The organism is Flavobacterium sp. GW821-FHT11G01, from assembly GCF_058808175.1.
In genome coordinates this window covers 422,246-448,624 of the sequence record NZ_JBXARK010000002.1, presented here as the reverse complement: position 1 = coordinate 448,624, position 26,379 = coordinate 422,246, and the positions used below count along the sequence as shown (strand labels likewise).

The following is a 26,379-nucleotide window of genomic DNA, read 5'->3' as shown; positions in this document are numbered from 1 at the left end:
TTGAATTGCTTTCAGCTTTAGCTGGAGGTTTAGTTATAGAATTATAAAAGGCTTTAGTCAAACCGGTATAGTTTGGCTAAAGCCTTTTTCTTTGATTTATTTTTTCATCCAGCTAAAGCTGGACGCTATTTACCAAATATTAAACTTTGCGCCCGAAGCCTCGGACTGCGTCTTTGCGAGATTTAAAAAAAAACAAACTGAATAATTTTACTCAGATTTAAAATAAAATTATAATCAATTCAAATCTGCATAAATCTGCAAAATCTGCGTGAAACAAAAAAACTTTGTGCCTTTGTGTCTTGGCGGCAAAAAAACATTAAAAGAGTTTGTTTTCAAATTTGCGCTTACTATTTATTTACACTAAATTTGCATCTTCAATACAACAAACTACACATCACAATGATCCATTTCTTTGAAAACCAAAGCAAAACTGTTTTCGCGGTACAAACGCAAAACGAAATTTCGGCTCAAGACATTTCAAAATTAAACTGGCTTTTTGCCAACTCTAATAAGATCGAAAAATCCGCCTTGACGGATTTTTTTGTTGGTCCCCGCGCCACTATGATCACACCTTGGAGTACAAATGCTGTAGAAATCACTCAAAACATGGGTATTCCGGGCATCATCAGAATTGAAGAATTTCATCCTGCAACGGCTGATTTCACTGATTTTGATCCAATGCTTTTTCAAAAATTTACTCAATTAGACCAGGAAATTTTCACTATCAACGTACAACCGGAACCAATTCTGGAAATCGATGATATTGCAACATACAATAAAGTTGAAGGTTTGGCTTTAAGCCAGGAAGAAGTAGATTATTTAGATAATCTTGCTGTAAAATTAGGTAGAAAACTAACGGACTCTGAAATTTTTGCTTTCTCACAAGCGAATTCAGAACACTGTCGTCACAAAATTTTCAATGGAACTTTTGTTATTGACGGCGAAGAAAAAGAAACTTCTCTTTTTAAATTAATCAAAAAAACATCACAGGAAAATCCTAACGATATAGTGTCTGCTTACAAAGACAACGTTGCTTTTGTAAAAGGACCAAAAGTGCAGCAGTTCGCACCAAAAACAGCTGACAAACCAGATTATTACGAGATAAAAGAATTTGATTCGGTTTTATCTTTAAAAGCAGAAACTCACAATTTCCCAACAACAGTTGAGCCTTTCAACGGAGCTGCAACAGGTTCTGGAGGAGAAATTCGTGACCGTTTAGCCGGAGGTCAGGGTTCTTTGCCATTGGCTGGAACAGCGGTTTACATGACTTCATATTCTCGTTTGAACGATGACAGAAAATGGGAAAATGCTGTTGAAGAAAGAAAATGGTTGTACCAAACACCAATGGATATTTTAATCAAAGCATCAAACGGAGCTTCTGATTTCGGAAATAAATTTGGACAGCCGTTAATTACGGGTTCAGTTTTAACTTTCGAACATTCAGAAAACGACCGCAAAATTGGTTACGATAAAGTAATCATGCAGGCGGGTGGAATTGGTTACGGAAAATTAGATCAGGCAATCAAAAAGAAACCACAAGAAGGCGATAAAATCGTAATCTTAGGTGGAGAAAATTATAGAATCGGAATGGGTGGTGCTGCGGTTTCCTCTGCAGATACAGGAGCTTTCGGTTCAGGAATTGAATTAAATGCAATCCAACGTTCAAATCCTGAAATGCAAAAACGTGCTGCCAATGCCATTCGTGGTTTGGTAGAAAGCGATCATAATCCAATTGTTTCTATTCACGATCACGGAGCTGGAGGGCACTTAAACTGTCTTTCGGAATTGGTGGAAGAAACTGGAGGTTTAATCGATTTGGATAAATTACCGGTTGGAGATCCTACTCTTTCTGCAAAAGAAATTATTGGTAACGAATCTCAGGAAAGAATGGGATTGGTTATTGGTCAAAAAGATATTGATACTTTACAAAGAATTGCTGACAGAGAGCGTTCGCCAATGTATCAGGTTGGAGATGTAACGGGAGATCACCGTTTTACTTTCGAATCAAAATCAAATGGTTCAAAACCGATGGATTATGCATTGGAAGATTTCTTCGGAAGTTCTCCAAAAACGGTTATGACAGATAAAACTATCGATAGAAAATATGCTGCTGCTTCTTATTCGGCAAATGATTTTGAAAGTTATTTAAAAGACGTTTTACGTTTAGAAGCTGTTGCCTCAAAAGACTGGTTGACTAATAAAGTGGACCGTTGTGTTGGTGGAAAAGTAGCGAAACAACAATGTGCAGGACCTTTGCAATTGCCTTTGAATAATGTTGGAGTTATGGCTCTGGATTATTTAGGAAAAGAAGGAATCGCAACTTCTATTGGCCACGCTCCTATTGCGGCTTTGATTGATCCGGTTGCGGGAAGCAGAAATGCTATTGCAGAATCGTTATCAAACATTGTCTGGGCACCAATTAAAGACGGTTTAAAAGGAATTTCATTATCTGCAAACTGGATGTGGGCTTGTAAAAACGAAGGTGAAGACGCTCGTTTGTATGCTGCTGTTGAAGGTTGTTCAGAATTTGCAATTGAATTGGGAATCAATATTCCGACAGGAAAAGATTCACTTTCGATGAAACAAAAATATCCAAACGACGAAGTAATTGCACCGGGAACGGTTATTATTTCGGCTGGAGGAAACTGTACTGATATTAGAAAAGTAGTGGAACCTGTTTTACAGAAAAACGGAGATTCTATTTATTATATTAATTTGTCTCAGGATGATTTCAAATTAGGAGGTTCTTCTTTTGCACAAATCAGAAATACAATCGGAAACGAAACGTCTACTATTAAAGACGCTTCTTTCTTCAAAAATGCATTTAATACGATTCAGGAGTTAATCGGCGAAAGCCAGATTTTAGCAGGTCACGATATTGGAAGCGGTGGTTTAATTACTACTTTATTAGAATTGTGTTTTGCAGATGTAAATTTGGGAGCTAAAATTGATTTCAGCGCTTTCGCGGAAAAAGACTTATTGAAAATCCTTTTCGCTGAAAACATCGGAATCGTTTTCCAGGCAAAATCGGATTCGGCTGTTGAAGCGAAATTGAATGCTAATAATATCGAATTCTTCAAATTAGGAAAAGCGACAACTACTGAGACTTTAGACCTTGGACTTTGGACTTTAGACATAAAAGCTTACAGAGACGTGTGGTTTGAAACTTCTTATTTATTAGACCAAAAACAATCTAAAAACGGAACGGCTAAAGCACGTTTTGAAAACTACAAAAATCAGGCTTTAAATTATACTTTCCCATCTCACTTTACTGGTAAAGCGCCTGTAATTGATGCTTCAAAACCAAGACCAAAAGCGGCTATTATTCGTGAAAAAGGAAGTAATTCTGAGCGTGAAATGGCTAATGCAATGTATTTGGCAGGTTTTGATGTAAAAGACGTTCACATGACGGACTTAATTTCGGGTCGTGAAACTTTAGAAGATATTCAGTTCATTGGTGCTGTTGGAGGATTCTCTAATTCAGATGTTTTAGGTTCTGCTAAAGGTTGGGCCGGCGCTTTCTTATACAACGAAAAAGCAAAAACAGCATTGGATAATTTCTTTAAAAGAGAAGACACTTTATCTGTTGGAATCTGTAACGGTTGTCAATTATTTATGGAATTGGAAGTTATTAATCCAGAGCATGAAGTTCACGGAAAAATGCTTCATAACGATAGTAACAAACACGAAAGTATTTTTACTTCTGTAAAAGTTCAGGAAAACAATTCGGTTATGTTATCGACGTTGGCAGGAACAACTTTAGGAGTTTGGGTTTCTCACGGAGAAGGGAAATTTAATTTACCAATGGGTGAAGAAAACTACAACATTGTTTCGAAATATGCTTACGAAGGATATCCTGCAAATCCAAATGGTTCTCACTACGATGTAGCCATGATGTGTGACAAAACAGGAAGACATTTAGTTACAATGCCTCATATTGAGCGATCTACTTTCCAATGGAACTGGGCACATTATCCAAAAGACAGAAATGACGAGTTTACACCTTGGCACGAAGCTTTTATCAATGCCAGAAAATGGATTGAGAAAAACTAAAATATAGTTGAAAATAATTAAAAGCGCTCGAATTTATCGAGCGCTTTTTTTTGCCACGACCCGAACGGACAAAGCAATTAAGCGAATTTCCCCAATTAATTCGTATTAATTGCTGACCATATGATAACGAACAGGTAAACCAAATTTGTGGCTAAAAAATATGATTAAAAGAATTAAATTTAGTTTCCTAAAAAAATGCCTCAGCGCTATCCCTATTAGCTGAGGCATTTTTTTTAATTTCTAAGAGCAGAGGCAACGCCAGTAACAACATTAGAAGCGCCAAAAGCAAACAATCCTGAAGCAACTGCACCCTGACCTGAGAAAAATTGATTATCAAGTATCGCATTACTAAATAATGTTCCTCCCGCAAGTCCCGCTACCACGCCTATACCAATAATTGCAATCGTCCACCAAGGCTCCGGATCCGGAGGCGGAGGCGGATTTTTCCAAAAACGTCTCCACCAGCCTGGGTACTTGGTTCCGCACCAACCCATTGCTAAATACAAAGCTGTTTCCATATTTATAAGATTTTAATTATGCCTACTCGTCTGCTTTTCGGCTTTCGCATTTTAATAGCGTAAAAGTAGTTTCCCCATAAATCAAATCAATAATGGTTTTTCCTGTTTTTCTAAGGGGAAAAACACCTTTTTTTTCTTAAGATTAATTTTCTTTAAAGAACCTTTAATGTTATCTAAGACTAATTTAATGATATCTTAAGGTCGTTTTCAGGTCTCTATTTACACGGATAAATATCTTTGTCTCATGAAAAAATGGATACAACAACTATCACTGTTTACACTATTATTTAGTATTAGTCAATTTTCTTTTGGTCAAAAAATTGCCACAATAAAAGGAAGTGTTTCTGACGGAAAACTTCCTGTAGAATTTGTAGATGTCATTTTAAAAAATACCAGTGACTCAACAAAAGTGGCCAGTTATGCCGTAACAGATGTTGCAGGAAATTTCGATTTAGAAAATGTAATTTCAGGTGATTATGTATTACAATTCAAATTAATTGGTTTCAAAACCAGAATTCAAAAAATAAAAATTGCGGATGCTCCTGTTTCTATTGGAACTGTTGTTTTAGAAAATGATGCTAATTTATTGAATGACATTGTGGTCAAATCTCAAAAAAAACAAATTCAGAAAACTGACGAAGGTTTTATATTCAATGCCGTTTCGAACATTTCGCAATCTGGCGGAACTGCTACAGATATGCTTAAAAGTATTCCGACTGTTGCCGTCGATGCAGAAGGCGGAATAACCTTAAGAGGAAAATCGCCTATGATTTTGATAAATGGTAAAAATTCGGCGATTACCAATATGGATCAGATTGCCGCGAGCAGTATTGAAAGCATTGAAATTATTAGTAATCCAACGGCGAAATACGACGCTAATGCAGAAAGCGGAATTATCAATATTAAATTGAAGAAAAATAATCAGAGTGGACTAAATGGCGCTGTTGTTTTGGGAGGCGGTTTTGGTGCCAAAGGAAGAATGAACAGTTCAGTTCTTTTAAATCAGAAAACAGAAAAATGGAATTTTGGCTTGGGATATGATAATCGTTTTGCAGGAAGAACCAAAAAAATAAAAGCCGACAGAACGAATTATTTGATTGATGACGAACATTTCATCCATCAAAACAGAAACGATGAACGAACGGAAGGTTTACAGAATTTAAAACTCAATATTGATTTTTCTCCAAACGAAAAAAACACTTTTTCATTCGAAGCGCTTGGAAACATAGAAAGTCAGGATAATGATGAAACTTTGTACACTCAGGTAAATACCAGTAGCAATCAGTTTTTCTCTAATAATAAAAGGCATTCTTTAGAATTAGAACGTTCAAAAGTAGCCGAATTGGCTTTCAATTATGATCGAAAATTTTCTAACGACCGAAAAAGTTTAAACGCCAGTATTACTTCTTCTTTCAACAAACACAGAGAAAATACTGATATCGACACTTATAATTACGACGAATACAATCAACAAATTGGCGATGTTTCTTTACAAAGAACCCATAATTATGAGCATGAAAATATCTCCAATGCCATTGTAAATTATGCTTTACCTATTTCAGCAAAAACAATGTTAGAAACGGGTTATAAAGGAACTTTCCGCTTTTTTAATTCGGAATTTGAAAGTGCCGATAGGATTGACGGCGAATATGTAATCAATCCGATTGCCAGCAATACTTTTGATTATAACGAGCAAATAAATGCTTTTTACGGTTTGTTGAATTCATTTTCGGGAACTGCTGAAAATCCAAAATGGAAATACAATTTGGGTCTGCGTGCAGAAAATGTTTCTAATACTGGAGCAACACAAAATAATAGTGATCGTTTTAGCAATGACTATTTTAAACTTTTCCCGTCTGCTTCTTTGCAATTGAATTTACAAACCGATGAATTTGTAAAAATTGGTTACAGCAAACGTATTAATCGTCCTGATTTAGATGAACTGAATCCATTTATGGATATTACCGATGCACTGAATCCGCATAGTGGAAATCCGTATCTAAAACCGGAAATTATTCATATTGCAGAAATGAGCTACAACAAAGACTGGAACAACTATTCATTTTCGACAAATGCTTTTTATAGAAACGCAAATAATACCATTAGACAATACGCAGAACTTCAGGATAATGGTGTTGTTTTATTAATGCCAAAAAATATTGGAAGTACAATTACTTACGGATTAGAAACGATTTTCAGTTTAAAACCCATTGGTTTCTATGATGCGAATATTAGCGTAACGGCTTTTCAACAAAACATAGATGCATCCAATCTTGGTGAAGATATAGTAAGTAATGCTTTTAGCTGGTACGGAAAAATCATCAATAATTTTGTTCCGTGGAAAGGTGGAAAGCTTCAGATTATCGGGAATTATAATTCGGCTTTGGCCACTCCGCAAGGAAAAAGAATTCCGATTTATAATGTTGATATGGGTTTTCAACAGAAATTGGGGAAAGGAAATGCGCGTTTAGGATTAGTCGTTACTGATATGTTTAACACGCTCGAAAGTGGTTACAAAAACAATACAGCATTGTTTAGCAATAACAGAACTAATAAATCAGATACCCGTGCTTTGATGGTTACATTTGCTTATACTTTTAAGTCTGATTTTAAAGAAAAATTGCTGGAAAATCAGTTTTCTACGGAATAAATTTCGTGAAAAATAAAAATTAAAAAAAAGTTCATTCTTGTAATTGGGATTCATTTTTTCTATGAAAATTTGAACTATATTCGCTAAAAAGTTCATGCCACTGAATTTTTTTAAAACTCCAAAAACAATTAAACCTGCATAGAATGAAATTTATAAAACTACTTTTATTTAGCTTATTTTTAATTTCCGTAAACACTTATTCACAAGTCGAGGTCAATAAAATTACCCATAATGGTCGCGATCGTTATATCACAACTACTATTGGTTATCCTGTTCCCGGTATTTACATACCAACGGGGCAAAAAGAACCAAGCACTGTATTAAATCCGGACGGAACCGGAGTGATTCAGTCTGAAGATTTAAACAAACAAAAGATGAATTGGGGAATTGAATGTACCGAAGAAGGAACTCCTATTTTCAGAGAAGGTTTCAATAGCGCCTCTTACACTTTCTGGTACAGACCAAACGATAGCAACGAATGGATTAACTCACAATTTTCGATTCATTTTGCCAAGAAAAAAATGTATTTGATGGGAGAAAGAGTAAAAGAATATGTGGATTATAATGTGCAATAATCTGAAAAAAATCAGAACTCAAATTAAATAATATTTAGTTTTTTGGAAAATTTACTACAAAAAAGAAAACGTTTTCGTTGATTTTCAAGAGTCCCTATAAATTTTCCCATAAAATTTCATAAAATTAAAAATTATACCTATTTTTTATTTAATTTGCGATAAAATTCAACATATTAAACATGGTTTCAATCACACGCCTTTTTGATTTTCCCTATTATCAACAAGAAACTTATAACCTTCCTGTTGCTTTGGCAACAAAAAAAGACGGGGTCTGGGAAAAAACATCTAGCGAAGAATATATTGCAAAAGCCAATGCTGTTTCGAGAGCATTATTGCGCATGGGCGTTCAGAAAGATGATAAAATCGCTTTAATCACCTCAAATAACCGTACCGAATGGAATGTTATGGATATTGGTATTCTGCAGACTGGTGCTCAGAACGTACCTATTTACCCAACCATTTCTGAAGAAGATTACGAATATATATTAAATCACAGTGGCAGTATTTACTGTTTTGTATCTGATGATGAAGTACTTCAAAAAGTACGATTAATACAAGCCAATGTTCCGACTTTAAAAGAAGTGTATTCTTTTAATGAAATTCCAGGTTGTAAACACTGGAGCGATTTATTGGCGCTTGGTGAAGACCAAAGCAATCAAAATGAAGTTGAAGCCAGAAAAGACAGTATTCAAACTGACGATTTAGCCACTATTATTTATACTTCCGGAACAACAGGAAGACCAAAAGGTGTTATGCTTTCGCACAAAAACATTGTTTCTAATGTTTTAGACAGTGCACCAAGAATTCCGTTTGATCCGGGAAAAAGTACGGCTTTGAGCTTCTTGCCTATTTGCCATATTTTTGAAAGAATGATTTTGTACATCTATCAATATTATGGTGTTTCGGTTTATTTTGGAGAATCAATTGATAAAATCAGTGATAACTTAAAAGAAGTTCGTCCGACTGTAATTACGGCTGTACCAAGACTTTTAGAAAAAGTTTACGATAAAATTTATGCTAAAGGAACTGAATTAACAGGCATCAAGAAAAAACTGTTTTTCTGGGCTATTGATTTAGGTTTAAAATACGAACCATACGGAGCCAATGGTTTCTGGTATGAATTTCAATTAAAAATTGCCCGCAAATTGATTTTCAGCAAGTGGAAAGAAGGTTTGGGAGGAAATTTAGATTTAATGGTTTCAGGAAGTGCTGCTTTACAACCCCGTTTAACAAGAGTTTTTGCTGCTGCAGAAATTCCGGTTATGGAAGGTTACGGTTTATCTGAAACATCTCCGGTAATTGCCGTAAACGATCAAAGAAACAAAGGTTTCAAGATTGGAACTGTTGGAAAAGTAATTCGTAATGTAGAAGTTAAAATCGCTGCAGACGGAGAAATTCTTTGCAAAGGACCAAACGTAATGTTAGGTTATTTTAAAGATCCTGAAAAAACAGCAGAAGCATTGCAAGACGGTTATTTCCACACGGGAGATATTGGTGAAATTGACAGCGAAGGTTTCCTGAAAATTACAGATCGTAAAAAAGAAATGTTCAAGACTTCTGGTGGAAAATATATTGCACCTCAGCTAATTGAAAATGCCATGAAACAATCTCGTTTTATCGAGCAGATTATGGTTATTGGAGATGGTGAAAAAATGCCGGCTGCTTTTATTCAGCCTAACTTTGAATTTGTAAAAGAATGGGCAAAGCTTCATAAAATAACTTTAGGAAGTACAAATGCTGAAATAAGTGCAAATCCGGAAGTAATTAAGCGTATCGACGAAGAAGTTGAAACAATTAATGAGAAATTTGGAAACTGGGAAAAAATCAAACGTTTTGAGTTGACTCCGGATGTTTGGTCAATCGACGGCGGACAACTTACTCCTACGCTGAAGTTAAAACGTAAGATCATCAAAGAAATTTACAAAGATCTTTACGCTAAAATCTATGGTCACGATTAAAATTCCAAAATAATTAACCAATGAAAAGGCTGTCTCCCAAGGACAGCCTTTTTTAATTGCGCAAACACCAAGTTAAAATTTTGGCAATATTCTTTGCATCATCAATTCCACGGTGATGTGTTCCTTCCAGCGGAATATCCAGTAAATGCAAAGCTCCGTTCATTCCGGTTGGTTTTTGCAGACCGAATTTTTCTCCAAACCAAACTTTTACATTAATATGTTCGTTGGCCATTGGATAGGGAATTCCGAATGATTTACATTGCTTTTTAAGCATATTAAGATCGTACTGACCGTAACTTGCCCAGGTATATAAATCAGGATTGTATTCGTCAACTAATTTCTCAATTGCTTCTTCAAAACGCACTCCGTTTTTATCCAGTAAATCCTGGGTAATCGTCGTCAGTTCTGTACAAAACGGACTCACACTGGAGCGTTGCGGTTGGATCAAAATACCCTGATTTTGTGTTATTGCACCCGTTTCCGAATCCAAAACTGCCAATCCAATTTCAATAATTTCATTTTCCTGACCCTGAGGCACAGCACTTTGCCAACATGTGGCTTCTAAATCGATAATAATAATTTTATCTGTAATTTTCATTTTTTTACTTTTTTAATATTTTAATATTTCTAATTCTCTTTCTAAAAAAGAGCGATTAACTGACGAAGATTTCTTTCGATTGTTTTATAACGTTTCCGCCATTTGAAAATGTTTATGACTTCTTTCCCGCTTTCCATAACTGCGGTAGCTTTATCGGTATTTTCAATCTGTTTTGTCTCTTCATTTTTACATGCTTCATAAAACTTTTTAAAAGGACGAGGTTGAAAATCGACCATAATTGCTGCCATATTAATTGCATCAATATTTGCCGGATCTGTTTCGCCTTTAAAGAAAGTTTCAATAGGTCTGAACTTATCTTTTTGTTCTTTAAACTTATTCTTTTTGGTATGATCAAAATCTAAAGAAAATAAATTTTTAAAAACATTCAGGTCATCCTGAGTTGCGTTATTTTCGAAAATAAGCCAGCACAAATCACGAAGCTTTGCACGAGAAGGACTTTGCAAATAATCAAAGTATTTCCCTTTTTTTTCGATCTCGTATTGAATTTTAATCGCTTTTTTGTATTTTTTTAATATTGTACTCATTGTATATTTTTTTATTTATTATTATTTTTTTTTTGCCACTAAGGCACTAAGGCTCTAAGTTTATTCTCTTTGTGCCTTTGTGCCTTCGTGGCAAAACGCAAGGGCATAAAAAAAGCACCCGATAAAAGGTGCTTCATAACAAATACGATAATATAAATTATCCTATGCCTATAGTGATGCACCGACATGATAGTCCATTCCAGACGCGAACTGGCGTCTAAAGTTTTTCCGTTATATATGTTAGTATTAAAATCCATTTTATATGTTGTATTATATTTTGAAATCATTACTGTTGTTTGAAATTCTATGTTGACATTTCTTTGGCAAATATAAAGTCGAAAAAATCAATTATCCAAATACTTTTTAAGATTATTTTTCTGACTATCAATTAGTTATATCGAAAATTAAAACAAAGAAATTCCTGTCCGCATACTGGTGCAGATGGCTGTTTTGGTCAAGTGACTATCTTTCAATCAGATTACTTTTCAAGACTATATTTTGCTTTTAAGTTTAATCATGTAACATTTGGTTAATTATTTTTTTTAATCGTTTTTAGTTAAAGCTGATTTTTCTTTCATTTTCTGTTTTCTTACCCAATCCTGATTCTGAAACTTCGGAACTGGGAATTGTGTTAAAGCAAAAAAAGCATCCCGAAATCAGGATGCTTTTATATTTTATGTTGAATGTAAATTTCAAATCTATATTTCAATTTCATACAAATACAAATAGCATTCTGCCATTTCAACTGGAGAATTTCCGGCTGAATAGTCAAATTTTAGGATTGCTGAAAGTATCATCTGTATTTTTCGTTTTTATTATAGTACAAATATAAAATATATTTTCATTTAATATAACTTTTCTTCCTATTATTGTTAAAATTACAACAAATAAAACCTATTCATTTCTACTCTATATTTTAGTTTAAATGAAAGTTTTGATTATTTTTATCTCACTTAAATGAAACTATGAAAGAATATATCGACAGTATTGTTTGGTCTGAAGTTTGGGAATTTTCGAAACAATTTATTTTACCCAATATTGGTTGGTTTATATTCTGGACGATTTTATTTATTATTCTGGGCCTTATTTTAGGAATCATTTTCAATGTCTTTTTATACCGAAAAAATATTTTCAGTCGTGACCGAAAATATTACAATTGGATTGCCAAACTCTGGATTCCGTATTTTATGATTGTTTTCCTTTATTTCTTTGCTATGATTGGCCTCTTATATGGAGGAAAATCTGTTTTGAAATCAGAAAACAAAAACATAACCGCCAACATTTATTCAAAAACAATAGGAACAACTTTTTCATCTGAAAAGGAGAAAAAAGATTTTCTGCATTCGCTTCAGCTGCTTTCTAATTCTTCAGAAGATGTCAGTAAATCTTTGACACAAGCTTTGGCGCTTTATATCAAACAAAACAACAGCGGTTTACAATCCGTAGATAACTTTAAGAATTCGTCAACTTCGTATTTGCTTCAAAAATACGAATCGGAAGTTTACAGCGCCTGCGTTTACGGCTTCATGAAAGTTGTTGACGACAAAGCCGACATGAAAAACGTAAAAGATATTGATTACGCTAAATTCAAAGCGCTTTTACAAAAACTAGATCAAATAGAACCTCAACGAATTGAACGCTCCATACAATCTGAAATGGGGCGAAAATTACAAGCCGGACTTGATCTTATCTTTAATGAAATCCTGAAACACGAATTGCTTTTTTTTCTTTTGTTTCTGATTATTCCTTTTGTGGAGTATTTTATTTATTTGAAGTTTGTAAAGAGGACGGTTGGGGATTTTGGTGGATTGAAGCCTGTTGAGAATGTGATTGGTTCGTGATTTTAATTAATGCTGTTTATACTTTTAATCTTCTTGAAAATTGTTAATTTTTATAAATATTTTGTTTTGGATGAGAAAGAACAGGTCGAATATTTAGAGAAATTGTTGAAAGGGAAGTAATATTCTAAAATTAATTATATAGAAAATGCGCAAAGTGATTTACATCTTTTTGGGTTTTATTGAAATGGCAATTAATAAGTAGGGAGACTTCACAGAGCTGGTCTTATTAAAGATTGAATTACTTTTCCTTCGACTGATTTTTCAAGTAATACTAAGGTTTGGTATGGTTTTTCGACTGAACTATAAATACGAAAAATTACTCTCTTTAATTTAACAAAAATAAACTGCAAATTAAATGTAAAAATGTATTTTTGAATTTTACTATAAAAATATGACCAAAATTTTAACCATTCCACCAAAACTAGAAGATGCGATTAAAAAAGACAACTTAGTCATATTTGTCGGTGCTGGTTGTTCAATGCCATTAGGTTTTCCTTCTTGGCAAAAATTAATTGAAGATATACTTAAAAATTTGAATAGTAAGTATGGTGAAACGTCTGCAATAAATTTTAAAAATATATTAACCGGAGTTCAAAGTGGTAAATCGTTATTTGATGCACTAAATAAAATAGAAAATGATGTAGAACACGGCTCAACTTATAAAATAAAATCTAAAGAATTAATTAATACCATAATTGAAGCTATCAGTGAAAAACTTCCTACTGAATCTTTAGTTCATAATTTATTGTGGAAAATATCCCAAAAATTAGTTACAACAAATTACGATAGTACATTAGAGAAATATAAAGATGCGTTAATATCTCCAAAAATTTTTGATAATAGTAATGCCTTTCAAGTTTTAAATAGCCAATCCAAAGATGCTCAATTTTTATATAAAATTCATGGAGATTATGAGAATCCAAATAATATAATTCTTTTTGAAAGTGATTATCAAGATATTTATAATAATGACAATTATAACAATGATGCACTAACTACCTATTTTAAAGATAAAACTTTGCTTTTTATAGGGTTTAGTCTATCTGATCCTTTTGTAAATGACTTATTTACGAAAATAAAGAAGATTTATAAAGGATATACAGTTAATGAACATTTTGTTTTTACAACTAAAAATGAAGATTTTATAGAATATGACATTACCTCAATAAAAATTAATGATTGGAATGAAAGCCTACATGAATATCTCTTAGAATTAAAAAAAATAAAATCCGAAATAGAACAGACTAAAGTGTTAACAATTGTTGAAGGAGAAATCGAAGAAAAAGAATTAACAACGGATGATATAAATAATATTGTTGAACTTATTGCTAAGAAAACAAATGATTTACTAAATGATCCAAGTAATAAAGAAATTATAAAAGAACTTAAAGATTTAAGAAATAAACTAGATAAATTATTATTTGGAAAAATAGATTATCTCCAAGAAGTCGACAAACCATTCAGAGATAGCGATTTACAAATATTATTTGAAACTATTTATTCTTCTCAAATATTAAATAGTCACACTTTAGAACAAATCCAATACATAAGAAATAATGTTGATAAATATAAGTGGCATGATAGAAGTGTTATTGTCAGCGCAATCTGTTGTAGCTTAATCCACTTTAACAAAGCTGATGAACAAAAAATAACTATACTTATAGATTTTATTAATGATAACGAAGAAAAAGTATGGCAAAAAGCAATCACTTCATTATTTATTATATTAAATCATTTAGGAAATAAATGGCTCAGACTTAATTCCACTAAAACCAAAATTAAATCCTTAAATCAAAATTTAAGAATACAAGAAGCTTGTTCTACAATAATAAAAGTTTTTAACATTGGATTAAATAATATTTCTATGGTTAACGAGGAACTATTTGATAATCCTTATTTTAATGATAGTCCATTTAATTATTTTTTTCCATATCATCAAGAAGAAAACCCAGCTTTTGACTTAGTATATGAAACATATGAAGGAGATGATATTGAAGAGTTTATTACATTTTTAAATCAAGCACCTATACCAGATCAGGTAAAATATCTAATATGTAGTAGCCAAGACGAAAAAGATGACAGTGATAACGAAGGAAACAAAAAATCTTTAAATAACTTCAATCAAATATTAAATTATAATTCATTCTTCTATCCTTATTCAATATATGTTCAAGAAATAATTAGTTTCTACAAATATTTTCCGAAATATAAGCATGAAGAGAAACTTAAGTCACAGCTTAAATTAACAGAAACACCTTTAAAAGATTATCTATTAAATCAAAAACAAAAATATTCTGCTTTAGGATCACACTTTATGCAAGAAAAAACATGGTCACAAGCTATAATTAACTATAAAGAAGCCTTAAAATTAGATGAAAATGATTTAGCAAATTTATTAAATCTTGCGAATTGTTTTCATAATAATAAAGAAAAAGACAATGAGTTTTCTTTAAGAATTAAAATAAAGGATAAGGACCCCAACAATGAAAGCAATTTATCAAAGCTTTTTGTTTTATATTATAATGAAAAAAAAGAATACAGTATTTGTTTAGATATGGCAAATCAATTGCTTGCAATTGACAGTAAGGCGGATTTATACTATAATTATAGAGGAATATCTAACGAAAAATTAGGTTATACTAAAAACGCAATTACAGATTTTACAGAGGCAATAAATTTAAATTCCAAAGTAGATACCTATTATTATAATAGGTCTCTGTCCCATCATGATGAAGAAGAATACACAAAATCAATCGATGATGTAAATCTCGCTATTAAACTTGATAAAAAATCAGATGAGTTTTTCCTTCATAGAGCTTCGAATTATCTAGCTTTATTAAAATGTGATGAAGCGTTACTAGATATTCAACATGCTGAGTCTTTAGCTAAAGACAAAGGAGAAATTTACAATTCTTATAGTAATTACTACCGCTTGATAGGAAATTTTGATAAAGCATTTGAATACATTAAAAAAGCTGAAGAGTTAAAAAAACAATATAACTTTATTGGTACAAAAGCAACAATATATGGTACTATGGGTGATAACATAAATTTCTATAAACTTTTAGAAAACTGTCTTCAAGATGGCGGAAATGTTAATTCTCTTTATCCTGATATCAAACATAAGTTTAAAAATGAGCCAGAATTTTTAGCTTTAACAGCAAAATACAATCAAATAATGAAATAACTAATGAATAAATCATTATACTTTACAATCCTTCAAAAACTAAATAATAAAACTGAAAAACATAGTAATTCAAGCTTTTTTAATTTCATATCAATAAACTGTTATATTACTAAACAATTAATTCAATAATATCTGTTTTTTTTTAAAATGTTATAATAATTAGATTTGCGTTTGTATATAAAATTGAAATCATAATCTTTATTCTGTAGTATTTCCGTTTCATGATTGTTTTCAAATATTAATAAACAAAAAGCCTTTAAACCCAGTAAAAATACCTGATTTTAAAGGCTATAAATAAAGTCTGTCATAGACCTAGTTTCTTACTATTAATCGATCAAAAGCAGTCCTGTTTTCAAACCAAAAAATCCGAACACAATCGTTGCTTAAAACGATCAATAGGTTTCAAATCGACATTAGTATCTCCGTTGAGAATATCAAAAGGATCGTCTAAACCGCTAATTAATAAATACAAATAGCAAAACAAAAACGTAATGGCAGAAGTTACCAAATAATCGGCTGAAGGGCTTTTGAATTTGGTTATCAGTAAAAGCGACATCACGATAAACAAAATACTTTGCAGCAAGGTATAAGCCGGTTTGATGAAGTTGTTTCTCGAAATCGAATAGGCACGGGTAAGCTGTTTTCGCATGGCATTCGTATTTTCCTGTATGCCTTTTATGGCTTCTTTATCGACACCTCTTTCTGCAAAATAATACGCAATCTCATTTGATTTACGAATTAAGGGAAAGATAACGGTAGAATCTTTTCCGCTGGAATAAATCCATGCAATAATACCATCGGTAACTGTGATCATTTGCTCGCGTAAAAAAGTGCTATTCAATTCTTCCTTGCACAAATCAGAAGTTCCTGTTCTTGGCGCCTTGAAAGCCAGATAAATCCAATCTTTGATCGCTTCGAGATTCGAAGCAACTTCGCCTGGGATTTTTTCACTTTCTTTAAAATCGGTCATCGTGGCGGCCAATAATAATCCGAATACAAAAAAGGCTCCGGTAAAAATAATCGTGATATCAGACAGCTCGATCAAATCGTGAAAATCCTGTCCGTAAAAAGAAAGGTTTTTGAAGACAAAATTTTTAATTATTAATATGGCCAATGCTGCAATAAGTGACTTTAAAATTATGGTTCTCTGCTGTATAAATTTCATTAAGTTTTTTTTCGGCAAATTAAAGTATTTTAATGCCACGAAGGCACTAAGGCACAAAGTTTTTTAAGCGGTGTTTGTCATTTCGACGGAGGAGAAATCACACTCGTAACTCGACAAAGATTGGTGATTTTGATTGCGGAGTTTCTAGTGTGATTTCTCCTTCGTCGAAATGACATAAAATGAGGAAAAACCTCTGTCCCTCTGCACCTCTGCCCCTTTGAACCTCAAAATTAAAAATCCCCATAATAAACCTGAAAACAAGGCAATTTTAAATCTCTTCTCCAGGTATCAACTACCTGATTTCTATCATCTAAAACAAATTCTATAAAGTATTTTCCTTTTATAAAATCATTATAGATTTCAGTTTTTATGATCGAATCTTTTCGGTAGTCTTTGGCTTTTCGCATTAACAATTCATCGAATACAATTTCATGTTTTTCGAGGAAACGCAATGTGGGTTCTTTATAAATATTCTCTCTTCCGGAAACCAGTAGTATTTTATATCCTAAGGTTTTGTAATTCTTTAAAAGATTGGCGACTGGATGATGTAACAGATCATTATCGCATTTGCTGGCATCAAAAGGATTTCGGCCGTTCATTAAGGCTAATGTTCCGTCGAGATCGCAGATGATTGCTTTTGGTAAATCTGGATTTTGCTCGCAATATGTTGGTTCGTCTTTTATAATTCTATTTTTTAATCTTGCTTTATTTTTCGAATTTTCACTTTTCATAGTTCCGTTTTTTTGATAGCACAAAGGTTTTACTTTACTACGCAATTATTTTGCGCAGTAAAAAAGAATCGTTATTTTTGAGAAAAAACGACATGAATCTTAAAGATAAATATACCGAATTGCTCCTGAAAATTGGTTTCGGAGAAAATGAGATTCAGCAAAACTGGCTTGATTTAGAAAAGGCTTATTCCAAAAAATCAAGACATTATCATAATCTGACACATATACAAGATATGATTGTCTGTTATGAAACGTATTTTGATCAGCTTCAATTTCCGAATGAAGTTTTGTATTCGATTTTTTATCATGACTACATTTATGTAAGCAGTAAAAAAGACAACGAATTAAAAAGTGCCGAATATGCAATCAAGATTCTTCCGAAAGAAATCGCTTTGAATTCGGAATTGGTTTTTGATGCGATTTGTGCGACGCAACAGCATCAGCATAATAAAGTCGAAGATATTAACTGGCTAATTGATTTCGACCTTAAAATTCTCGCCAGAGATTGGGATGATTATAAAACCTACTTTGAACAAATTAGAAAAGAATATCGCATTTATCCTGATTTTCTTTATAAGCCTGGACGCGCAAAAGCTTTGAAACATTTTCTGGAAAATGAATTTATTTTTCAAACGGATGAATTCAGGAAATTGTATGAAGAGAAGGCACGAGTTAATATTGAAAAGGAGATAGGCATTTTAGAAAGCAAAAAATAATCTCGCAAAGTCGCGAAGTCGCAAAGTTTTTATTTAAGTATTAATTAAACGCACTGTTTGTCATCCTGAGGAACGAAGGATCACATCCAATATTCCTCAAAGAGAATTTCCAATCTTTGTAGAGTTTCTTGTGTGATCCTTCGTTCCTCAGGATGACAAAAATGAGTAAAAATCTTTTTAATCCTTATAATCTGTGGCTTAAAAAAAAACTTTGCGACTTCGCGACTTTGCGAGCAAAAACACATACAGTATGTCACAAAACAAAAACGCCTTAATACGTTACAAAACAATTGACAAATGTCTGCAGAATAAATACCGGCAATGGACATTGGAAGACTTGATTGAATGTTGTTCTGAAGCTTTGTTTGAATATGAAGGTCGGCAAAACCCGATCAGCAAACGAACTATTCAGATGGATATTCAGCTGATGCGAAGTGAAAAATTAGGTTATAATGCGCCAATTGTCGTTTACGATAAAAAGTATTATAAATATGAAGAGGACGAATTTTCGATAACCGATATTCCACTGACGGAAACGGATATGAATGTTTTAACCGAAACGGTTTCGATGTTGAAACAGTTTAAAGATTTCTCTTTGTTTAGCGATGTTTCGGATATTTTACAGCGTTTGGAAGATAAAATATATGCGGAGAAATCGCATACGAAACCGGTTATTTATCTGGATAAAAATGAGAATCTGAAAGGGCTGCATTTTTTGGACGAGATTTATCAGGCGATTATTAAGAAAGTTACGCTTGTCATTACGTACAAATCTTTTAAATCGATAGAAGAAAACAAATTCAATTTTCATCCTTTTATATTGAAGGAATTTAATAACCGTTGGTTTTTGGTCGGAAAAAAGAAAGCTTCACAACCGATTACCAACTTGGCTTTGGACAGAATTCTGGCAATTGACTACGATTTTAACCTACCTTATATAGAGGAAGATTTTGATGCCGATTTATTCTATAAGAATGTAATTGGCGTGACGGTAAATACCGGTTCTCAAACCAGAAGAATCGAACTTTGGATTGATGCTGTAAATGCGCCTTATGTTTTGACAAAACCGCTACACGCGTCACAACGATTGATTAAGGAAAATGAAGACGGAAGTATCATTGTGCATTTGTTTATTTCTCCTAATTATGAAATGGAACGCATTTTATTGGGTTTTGGCGACGGAATTGAAATTCTTCGTCCAGAAAACCTTCGAAACCGAATGCAAAAAATACTGCAAAAGGCACTTTCTAAATACGAATTGGATAATAATACTGCATTATAAACATGAATTTTTACATTATATGGAATTTAACCTTGTTTTAAAGTCATAAAACAATTTTTACCGCAATAAATTTGTTAAAATCTAAAAAAAGAATAGTATATTTCAAATTAAAAATAACCATAAAACACTGAAAACCAGAACAAAAAATTTATTAACCAAAAATTTATCTTAAAATAATATGCATGCATAGTATTTTTTGATTATATTTGAAATCGATATAGTTACCTATGAAAGACAAAACAATAGATTATATTTTGAGAGCGACATGGCAAGCTGTTTCAAGAATGTATAACGAAGAAGCTGCAAAGTATGATGCCACAATGGCGACGGGATTTGCACTTTTGAGTATCGACAAAGAAGAAGGAACGCCTTCGACTGCCTTAGGACCAAGAATGGGAATGGAAGCCACAAGCCTTACCAGAACATTAAAATCAATGGAAGACAAAGGTTTGATTGTTCGCAAAAAAAATCCATCTGACGGCCGTGGTGTTTTAATCTACCTGACCGAATTTGGAAAAGAAAAAAGAGATTTATCTAAAAATACAGTTCTGAAATTTAATGAAACGGTTAGAAAACATGTTTCAGACGAAAAGCTGAAACATTTTATCGAAGTTTCTGAAATCATCAACGAATTGATTCAGGACAAAAACATATTTACCCAAACAGAAAACAAAGAAAAGGAATAAGCAGATTCGAAAATGGAGACGGCTTATTTCAATTCAAAACAAAAAACAAATAGTAACAAATTATGAAACGCACAATTAAAAAAGTTGCTGTAATTGGATCCGGAATTATGGGTTCAGGAATAGCTTGTCATTTTGCCAACATTGGTGTTGAAGTTTTACTGCTTGACATCGTTCCGCGCGAGTTGACAGAAGCTGAAGCTAAAAAAGGATTAACGCTTGAAAGTAAAGTTGTTCGCAACCGTGTGGTAAACGAGCACCTGGCGAATTCATTAAAATCGAAACCGTCTCCTATTTACAGTCAAAAATTTGCTAACAGAATTACAACTGGAAATACAACTGATGACATGGCAAAAATTGCTAATGTTGACTGGATTATTGAGGTTGTTGTAGAGCGTTTGGATATCAAGAAACTGGTTTTTGAACAAATCGAGAAATTCCGTACTCCGGGAACTTTGGTTACATCAAATACTTCTGGTATTCCAATTCATTTTATGAGCGAAGGAAGAAGCGAAGATTTTCAACAACACTTCTGCGGAACTCACTTTTTTAACCCTGCGCGTTACTTAAAATTATTTGAAATTATTCCTGGTCCAAAAACCTCAACTGAAGTTTTGGATTTCTTAAACGAATACGGTTCTAAATTCTTAGGAAAAACTTCGGTTGTTGCTAAAGATACTCCGGCGTTTATTGGAAACAGAATTGGTATTTACGGAATCCAAAGTTTATTCCACTTGGTAAAAGAAATGGGATTAACGATTGAAGAAGTTGATAAATTGACTGGTCCAGTAATTGGTCGTCCAAAATCGGCTACTTTCCGTACAGTTGACGTTGTTGGTTTAGATACTTTGGTACACGTTGCCAACGGTATTTATGAAAACTGTCCGAACGACGAACAACACGAATTGTTCAAACTTCCTGATTTCGTCAATAAAATGATGGAAAATAAATGGTTTGGAAGCAAAACCGGACAAGGTTTTTATAAAAAAGTAGATAAAGATATTCTGTCTTTAGACTTAGATACATTAGAATACCGCGCTGCGAAAAAAGCAAATTTTGCAACACTTGAACTAACAAAAACTATTGATAAACCAATCAATCGTTTTAAAGTTTTAGTAAAAGGAAAAGACAAAGCGGGAGAATTCTATCGTAAGAGTTTCGCCGGAATGTTTGCTTATGTGTCAAACAGAATTCCTGAAATCTCAGACGAATTATACAAAATTGACGATGCCATGAAAGCTGGTTTTGGATGGGAAAATGGTCCATTCGAAATTTGGGATGCAATTGGTGTTGCCAACGGAATCGAAATCATGAAAGCTGAAGGTTTAGAGCCAGCTGCATGGGTTACTGAAATGTTAGCTTCTGGAAGCGAAAGTTTCTACTCTGTTAAAGAAGGAGCAACTTATTTCTACAACATTCCGACAAAATCACAAGTAAAAGTTCCTGGACAAGATTCATTCATTATCCTAAACAACATCCGCGAAAGCAAAAAAGTTTGGAGTAATAGTGGTGCAATTATTCAGGATTTAGGAGACGGAATCCTGAACTTAGAATTCCAATCTAAAATGAATACAATTGGTGGCGATGTACTTCAGGCTATCAATAAAGCAATCGACTTATCTGAAAAAGAATACCAAGGTTTAGTTATTGGTAATCAGGCAGCGAATTTCTCTGTTGGTGCTAATATCGGAATGATTTTCATGATGGCAGTTGAGCAGGAATACGACGAATTGAACATGGCAATCAAATTGTTCCAGGACACGATGATGCGCGTTCGTTATTCTTCAATTCCAGTGGTAGTGGCGCCTCACGGAATGACTTTTGGTGGTGGATGCGAAATGAGCTTACACGCTGATAAAGTGGTTGCTGCTGCAGAAACTTATATGGGATTAGTTGAATTTGGTGTTGGTGTACTTCCTGGTGGTGGTGGATCTAAAGAAATGGCTTTAAGAGCTTCAGATTTATTCCGTAAAAACGATGTGGAATTAAACGTTCTTCAAGAGTATTTCTTGACAATCGCTATGGCTAAAGTTTCGACTTCTGGCTATGAAGCTTTTGACACTGGACTTCTTCAACATGGAAAAGATGTTATCGTAGTAAACAAAGATCGTCAGATTGCTGAAGCTAAAAAACATGCTTTGTTAATGGCTGAAGCTGGTTATACGCAGCCAATCAGAAGAACTGATGTTAAGGTATTAGGAAAACAAGCTTTAGGTATGTTCTTAGTTGGAACAGATCAAATGGAAGCTGGAAAATACATTTCTGAGCACGACAAGAAAATTGCTAACAAACTGGCTTACGTAATGGCTGGTGGTGATTTATCTGAAGCAACTTTAGTATCTGAACAATACTTATTAGATATCGAACGTGAAGCTTTCTTATCTCTTTGTACAGAGCGTAAGACTTTGGAGAGAATTCAATATATGTTAACTAAAGGAAAACCATTAAGAAACTAGAGACAAGAAACAAGAAGCAAGAAAAGTCTTTTCTCTTGACTCTTTCTTCTTTCATCTAAACAAGAAAAAACATGAAAACAGCATATATAGTAAAAGCATATAGAACAGCAGTTGGAAAAGCTCCAAAAGGTGTTTTTAGATTTAAAAGACCTGATGAATTAGCAGCAGAAACTATTCAGTTTATGATGGATGAACTGCCTGATTTTGACAAAAAACGTATCGACGACGTTATGGTAGGAAATGCCATGCCGGAAGCGGAACAAGGTTTAAACGTTGGACGTTTGATCTCTTTAATGGGATTAAAAGTTGAAGATGTTCCTGGTGTAACAGTTAACCGTTATTGCGCATCTGGATTAGAAACTATCGGAATGGCGACTGCTAAAATCCAATCAGGAATGGCAGATTGTATTATCGCTGGTGGTGCAGAGAGTATGAGTTTTATTCCGATGGGAGGTTACAAACCAACTCCGGATTATAAAGTTGCTGCTGCAGGTCACGAAGATTACTATTGGGGAATGGGTTTAACTGCTGAGGCGGTGGCTAATCAATATAAAATCTCAAGAGAAGATCAGGATGAGTTTGCTTACAACTCTCATATGAAAGCCTTGAAAGCTCAGGCTGAAGGAAAATTTGACAAACAAATCGTTCCGATTACTGTTGAACAGACTTTCATCAATGAAAATGGAAAAAAAGAAACTAAATCATACGTTGTAAAACAAGACGAAGGTCCAAGAGCCGGAACATCAGTTGCCGCTTTGGCTGGATTGAGACCCGTTTTTGCTGCCGACGGAAGCGTAACAGCAGGTAATTCATCACAAATGAGTGATGGTGCTGCTTTTGTTTTAATCATGAGTGAGGACATGGTTAAAGAATTAAACCTTGAGCCAATTGCCAGATTAGTAAATTTTGCTTCATCTGGCGTTGAGCCAAGAATTATGGGTATTGGGCCTGTAAAAGCAATTCCGAAAGCTTTAAAACAAGCGGGATTAACATTAAACGATATCGAGTTAATTGAATTAAACGAGGCTTTTGCGTCACAAGCTTTAGCAGTAACTCGCGAGTTAAACATTAACCCGGAAATTGTAAACGTAAACGGTGGAGCAATCGCTTTGGGTCACCCTCTGGGATGTACAGGAGCTAAACTTTCTGTTCAGTTATTTGATGAAATGAAACGCAGAGGTAACAAATACGGAATCGTTTCGATGTGTGTGGGAACTGGACAAGGAAGCGCTGGAATTTACGAGGTATTATAAGAAAGTATTCTCTCCTATTTGTCATTTCGACGAAGGAGAAATCACACTCGAGAATCGACAAAGTAACCATCTCGTTTGTCATTCCGAGGAACGAGGAATCTCCGCGACGATTATCCGCATAGTTTGCCAATCGTTGTCGAGTTACTTGTGGAGATTCCTCGTTCCTCGGAATGACAAAAAAGCCGGAAAGACTAAATTATACAAGGTTATAAAATAAAAAATATACAAAAAACAAAAGCAATGGCAGATACAATCGAAAAAAACGTGACTCGTGGTGGTCAGTTTTTAGTTAAAGAAACAAAGTGCGAAGATATCTTTACACCAGAAGATTTCTCTGAAGAGCAGTTAATGATGCGTGACTCCGTAAAAGAGTTCGTTGACAAAGAATTATGGGCGCATAAAGATCGTTTTGAGAAAAAAGATTACGCTTACACAGAATCATCTATGCGTAAAGCTGGTGAACTAGGACTTCTTGGAGTTGCAGTTCCTGAAGAATACGGTGGATTAGGAATGGGATTCGTATCTACAATGTTAGTTTGCGATTACATTTCTGGTGCTACAGGATCTTTCTCAACTGCTTTTGGTGCTCACACAGGAATTGGAACTATGCCAATTACTCTTTATGGTACTGAAGAACAAAAGAAAAAATACGTTCCGAAATTGGCTACCGGAGAATGGTTTGGAGCTTACTGTCTAACTGAACCAGGTGCAGGATCTGATGCTAACTCAGGAAAAACTAAAGCAGTTTTATCTGAAGACGGAACTCATTATTTAATTACAGGTCAAAAAATGTGGATTTCGAATGCAGGTTTCTGCTCGGTTTTCATCGTTTTTGCTCGTATTGGAGATGATAAAAACATTACAGGTTTCATCGTAGAAAACGATCCGTCAAACGGAATTTCTATGAATGAAGAAGAGCACAAATTAGGAATTCGTGCTTCTTCTACTCGTCAGGTTTTCTTCAACGATACTAAAGTTCCTGTTGAAAACATGTTGTCTGAAAGAGGAAACGGTTTCAAAATTGCAATGAATGCTTTGAATGTTGGTCGTATTAAATTGGCTGCTGCTTGTTTAGATGCTCAACGTAGAGTTACTTCAAATGCAGTAAAATATGCTAACGAAAGAATTCAGTTTAACACTGCAATTTCATCTTTTGGAGCGATCCGTTCTAAATTAGCTGAAATGGCAACTAATGCATACGCTGGAGAAAGTGCTTCTTACAGAGCTGCAAAAGATATCGAAGACAGAATTGCTGCTCGTGAAGCAGAAGGAACTTCTCATCAGGAAGCTGAATTGAAAGGTGTTGAAGAATATGCTATCGAATGTTCGATCTTGAAAGTAGCCGTTTCTGAAGACGTACAATCTTGTGCTGATGAAGGAATTCAGATTTTTGGTGGAATGGGATTCTCTGAAGATACTCCAATGGAAAGTGCCTGGAGAGATGCTCGTATCGCTAGAATTTATGAAGGAACTAACGAAATCAACAGAATGCTTTCTGTCGGTATGTTGATCAAAAAAGCAATGAAAGGCCACGTTGATTTATTAGGACCTGCAATGAAAGTTCAGGAAGAATTAATGGGAATTCCATCTTTTGATACTCCTGATTTCTCTGAATTATTTGCTGAAGAAAAAGGAATTATCGCAAACCTGAAAAAAGTATTCTTAATGGTTGCTGGTAGCGCTGTTCAAAAATACGGTCCGGATTTAGATTCTCACCAACAGTTATTAATGGCTGCTTCTGATATTTTAATCGAAATCTACATGGCTGAAAGTACTATTCTTAGAACTGAAAAATTAGCTAAAACTCAGGGTGAAGCTAAAGTACAAGAGCAAATTGCAATGGCAAAATTATACTTATACAAAGCTGTAGATATTGTTAACTCTAGAGGAAAAGAAGGAATTATTTCTTTTGCTGAAGGTGACGAACAACGTATGATGTTAATGGGATTAAAACGTTTTACAAAATACACAAACAATCCAAATGTTGTGGCATTAAGAGAAACGATTACTTCTAAGTTAGTTGCAGAAAACGAATACTGCTTCTAATACAAAAATAGTTTTTAGCTTTTAATTTGTTTAAACCCGCACAAGTCCGAAACTGTGCGGGTTTATTTTTTTGTTTTTTCATCATATAAGTGATGTAAGTTCATTTAATGTAGAGGCGCATT

Annotated in this window: 17 protein-coding genes; 12 read left to right on the top strand and 5 right to left on the bottom strand. The window is 33.8% G+C overall.

The genetic code is table 11. From position 1 onward, the window contains the following. The first annotated feature begins 399 nt into the window (after window positions 1-399). Entirely contained in the window at window positions 400-4,053 is a 3,654-nt protein-coding gene (gene purL, locus AC1RRN_RS05750; protein WP_492966387.1) for a phosphoribosylformylglycinamidine synthase, read from the top strand. A 233-nt stretch (window positions 4,054-4,286) separates the two neighbouring features. Here purL and AC1RRN_RS05745 read toward each other — a convergent pair whose 3' ends face one another. After that, window positions 4,287-4,571, bottom strand: a complete 285-nt coding sequence (locus AC1RRN_RS05745) for a hypothetical protein (RefSeq protein ID WP_492966386.1) — start codon at window positions 4,569-4,571, stop codon at window positions 4,287-4,289. A gap of 244 nt (window positions 4,572-4,815) precedes the next feature. Between AC1RRN_RS05745 and AC1RRN_RS05740 the strand changes: the two genes are divergently transcribed. The 3 genes from AC1RRN_RS05740 to AC1RRN_RS05730 all read left to right on the top strand — a co-directional run bounded on the left by AC1RRN_RS05740 (window position 4,816) and on the right by AC1RRN_RS05730 (window position 9,754). Next, window positions 4,816-7,221, top strand: a complete 2,406-nt coding sequence (locus tag AC1RRN_RS05740) for a TonB-dependent receptor domain-containing protein (RefSeq protein WP_492966385.1) — start codon at window positions 4,816-4,818, stop codon at window positions 7,219-7,221. A 143-nt stretch (window positions 7,222-7,364) separates the two neighbouring features. Then, window positions 7,365-7,796, top strand: a complete 432-nt coding sequence (locus AC1RRN_RS05735; RefSeq protein ID WP_492966384.1) for a hypothetical protein — start codon at window positions 7,365-7,367, stop codon at window positions 7,794-7,796. 179 nt (window positions 7,797-7,975) lie between these two features. After that, on the top strand, window positions 7,976-9,754 hold the full coding sequence (locus AC1RRN_RS05730) for an AMP-dependent synthetase/ligase (protein WP_492966383.1): 1,779 nt from the start codon (window positions 7,976-7,978) through the stop codon (window positions 9,752-9,754). A gap of 52 nt (window positions 9,755-9,806) precedes the next feature. Here the strand turns inward: AC1RRN_RS05730 and AC1RRN_RS05725 are convergent, their stop codons facing one another. Next, the gene (locus AC1RRN_RS05725; RefSeq protein WP_492966382.1) at window positions 9,807-10,352 is read right to left on the bottom strand and encodes a 3'-5' exonuclease; all 546 of its coding nucleotides are present in this window, start codon (window positions 10,350-10,352) and stop codon (window positions 9,807-9,809) included. A 41-nt stretch (window positions 10,353-10,393) separates the two neighbouring features. Then, window positions 10,394-10,897, bottom strand: a complete 504-nt coding sequence (locus AC1RRN_RS05720) for a hypothetical protein (protein WP_492966381.1) — start codon at window positions 10,895-10,897, stop codon at window positions 10,394-10,396. 965 nt (window positions 10,898-11,862) lie between these two features. Between AC1RRN_RS05720 and AC1RRN_RS05715 the strand changes: the two genes are divergently transcribed. Then, complete coding sequence (locus AC1RRN_RS05715; protein WP_492966380.1) at window positions 11,863-12,738, top strand: hypothetical protein; 876 nt, start codon at window positions 11,863-11,865, stop codon at window positions 12,736-12,738. 391 nt (window positions 12,739-13,129) lie between these two features. Next, window positions 13,130-15,925, top strand: a complete 2,796-nt coding sequence (locus AC1RRN_RS05710; protein WP_492966379.1) for an SIR2 family protein — start codon at window positions 13,130-13,132, stop codon at window positions 15,923-15,925. 352 nt (window positions 15,926-16,277) lie between these two features. On the opposite strand, the gene AC1RRN_RS05705 is transcribed toward AC1RRN_RS05710, so the two are convergent. After that, window positions 16,278-17,090, bottom strand: a complete 813-nt coding sequence (locus tag AC1RRN_RS05705; RefSeq protein WP_492966378.1) for a hypothetical protein — start codon at window positions 17,088-17,090, stop codon at window positions 16,278-16,280. 230 nt (window positions 17,091-17,320) lie between these two features. Continuing rightward, entirely contained in the window at window positions 17,321-17,821 is a 501-nt protein-coding gene (locus AC1RRN_RS05700) for a phosphatase domain-containing protein (protein ID WP_492966377.1), read from the bottom strand. Between the two features lie 77 nt (window positions 17,822-17,898). On the opposite strand from AC1RRN_RS05700, the gene AC1RRN_RS05695 reads away from it, so the two are divergent. The 6 genes from AC1RRN_RS05695 (at window position 17,899) to AC1RRN_RS05670 (ending at window position 26,257) form a co-directional block, all read left to right on the top strand. Continuing rightward, complete coding sequence (locus AC1RRN_RS05695) at window positions 17,899-18,537, top strand: HD domain-containing protein (RefSeq protein ID WP_492966376.1); 639 nt, start codon at window positions 17,899-17,901, stop codon at window positions 18,535-18,537. Window positions 18,538-18,787: 250 nt separating this feature from the next. Continuing rightward, window positions 18,788-19,819, top strand: coding sequence for a helix-turn-helix transcriptional regulator (locus tag AC1RRN_RS05690; protein WP_492966375.1), 1,032 nt, complete (start codon window positions 18,788-18,790; stop codon window positions 19,817-19,819). Between the two features lie 227 nt (window positions 19,820-20,046). Further along, window positions 20,047-20,505, top strand: coding sequence for a MarR family winged helix-turn-helix transcriptional regulator (locus AC1RRN_RS05685; RefSeq protein ID WP_056193743.1), 459 nt, complete (start codon window positions 20,047-20,049; stop codon window positions 20,503-20,505). A gap of 62 nt (window positions 20,506-20,567) precedes the next feature. Continuing rightward, window positions 20,568-22,958 (top strand): 3-hydroxyacyl-CoA dehydrogenase/enoyl-CoA hydratase family protein, encoded by a 2,391-nt coding sequence (locus tag AC1RRN_RS05680; RefSeq protein ID WP_492966374.1) that lies wholly within the window; start codon window positions 20,568-20,570, stop codon window positions 22,956-22,958. Window positions 22,959-23,029: 71 nt separating this feature from the next. Continuing rightward, window positions 23,030-24,211, top strand: coding sequence for a thiolase family protein (locus tag AC1RRN_RS05675; protein WP_055096034.1), 1,182 nt, complete (start codon window positions 23,030-23,032; stop codon window positions 24,209-24,211). A gap of 240 nt (window positions 24,212-24,451) precedes the next feature. Then, complete coding sequence (locus tag AC1RRN_RS05670) at window positions 24,452-26,257, top strand: acyl-CoA dehydrogenase FadE (RefSeq protein WP_492966373.1); 1,806 nt, start codon at window positions 24,452-24,454, stop codon at window positions 26,255-26,257. Window positions 26,258-26,379: the final 122 nt, after the last annotated feature.

What these genes read in the sequence shown, in the direction of transcription:
- AC1RRN_RS05685 (WP_056193743.1), top strand. Translation starts at nt 20,047, where the DNA reads ATGAAAGACAAAACAATAGATTATATTTTGAGAGCGACATGGCAAGCT.
- AC1RRN_RS05690 (WP_492966375.1), top strand. Translation starts at nt 18,788, where the DNA reads ATGTCACAAAACAAAAACGCCTTAATACGTTACAAAACAATTGACAAA.
- AC1RRN_RS05705 (WP_492966378.1), bottom strand. Translation starts at nt 17,090, where the DNA reads ATGAAATTTATACAGCAGAGAACCATAATTTTAAAGTCACTTATTGCA.
- AC1RRN_RS05745 (WP_492966386.1), bottom strand. Translation starts at nt 4,571, where the DNA reads ATGGAAACAGCTTTGTATTTAGCAATGGGTTGGTGCGGAACCAAGTAC.
- AC1RRN_RS05670 (WP_492966373.1), top strand. Translation starts at nt 24,452, where the DNA reads ATGGCAGATACAATCGAAAAAAACGTGACTCGTGGTGGTCAGTTTTTA.
- AC1RRN_RS05735 (WP_492966384.1), top strand. Translation starts at nt 7,365, where the DNA reads ATGAAATTTATAAAACTACTTTTATTTAGCTTATTTTTAATTTCCGTA.
- AC1RRN_RS05710 (WP_492966379.1), top strand. Translation starts at nt 13,130, where the DNA reads ATGACCAAAATTTTAACCATTCCACCAAAACTAGAAGATGCGATTAAA.
- AC1RRN_RS05700 (WP_492966377.1), bottom strand. Translation starts at nt 17,821, where the DNA reads ATGAAAAGTGAAAATTCGAAAAATAAAGCAAGATTAAAAAATAGAATT.
- AC1RRN_RS05725 (WP_492966382.1), bottom strand. Translation starts at nt 10,352, where the DNA reads ATGAAAATTACAGATAAAATTATTATTATCGATTTAGAAGCCACATGT.
- AC1RRN_RS05675 (WP_055096034.1), top strand. Translation starts at nt 23,030, where the DNA reads ATGAAAACAGCATATATAGTAAAAGCATATAGAACAGCAGTTGGAAAA.
- AC1RRN_RS05715 (WP_492966380.1), top strand. Translation starts at nt 11,863, where the DNA reads ATGAAAGAATATATCGACAGTATTGTTTGGTCTGAAGTTTGGGAATTT.
- AC1RRN_RS05720 (WP_492966381.1), bottom strand. Translation starts at nt 10,897, where the DNA reads ATGAGTACAATATTAAAAAAATACAAAAAAGCGATTAAAATTCAATAC.
- AC1RRN_RS05680 (WP_492966374.1), top strand. Translation starts at nt 20,568, where the DNA reads ATGAAACGCACAATTAAAAAAGTTGCTGTAATTGGATCCGGAATTATG.
- AC1RRN_RS05730 (WP_492966383.1), top strand. Translation starts at nt 7,976, where the DNA reads ATGGTTTCAATCACACGCCTTTTTGATTTTCCCTATTATCAACAAGAA.
- purL (WP_492966387.1), top strand. Translation starts at nt 400, where the DNA reads ATGATCCATTTCTTTGAAAACCAAAGCAAAACTGTTTTCGCGGTACAA.
- AC1RRN_RS05740 (WP_492966385.1), top strand. Translation starts at nt 4,816, where the DNA reads ATGAAAAAATGGATACAACAACTATCACTGTTTACACTATTATTTAGT.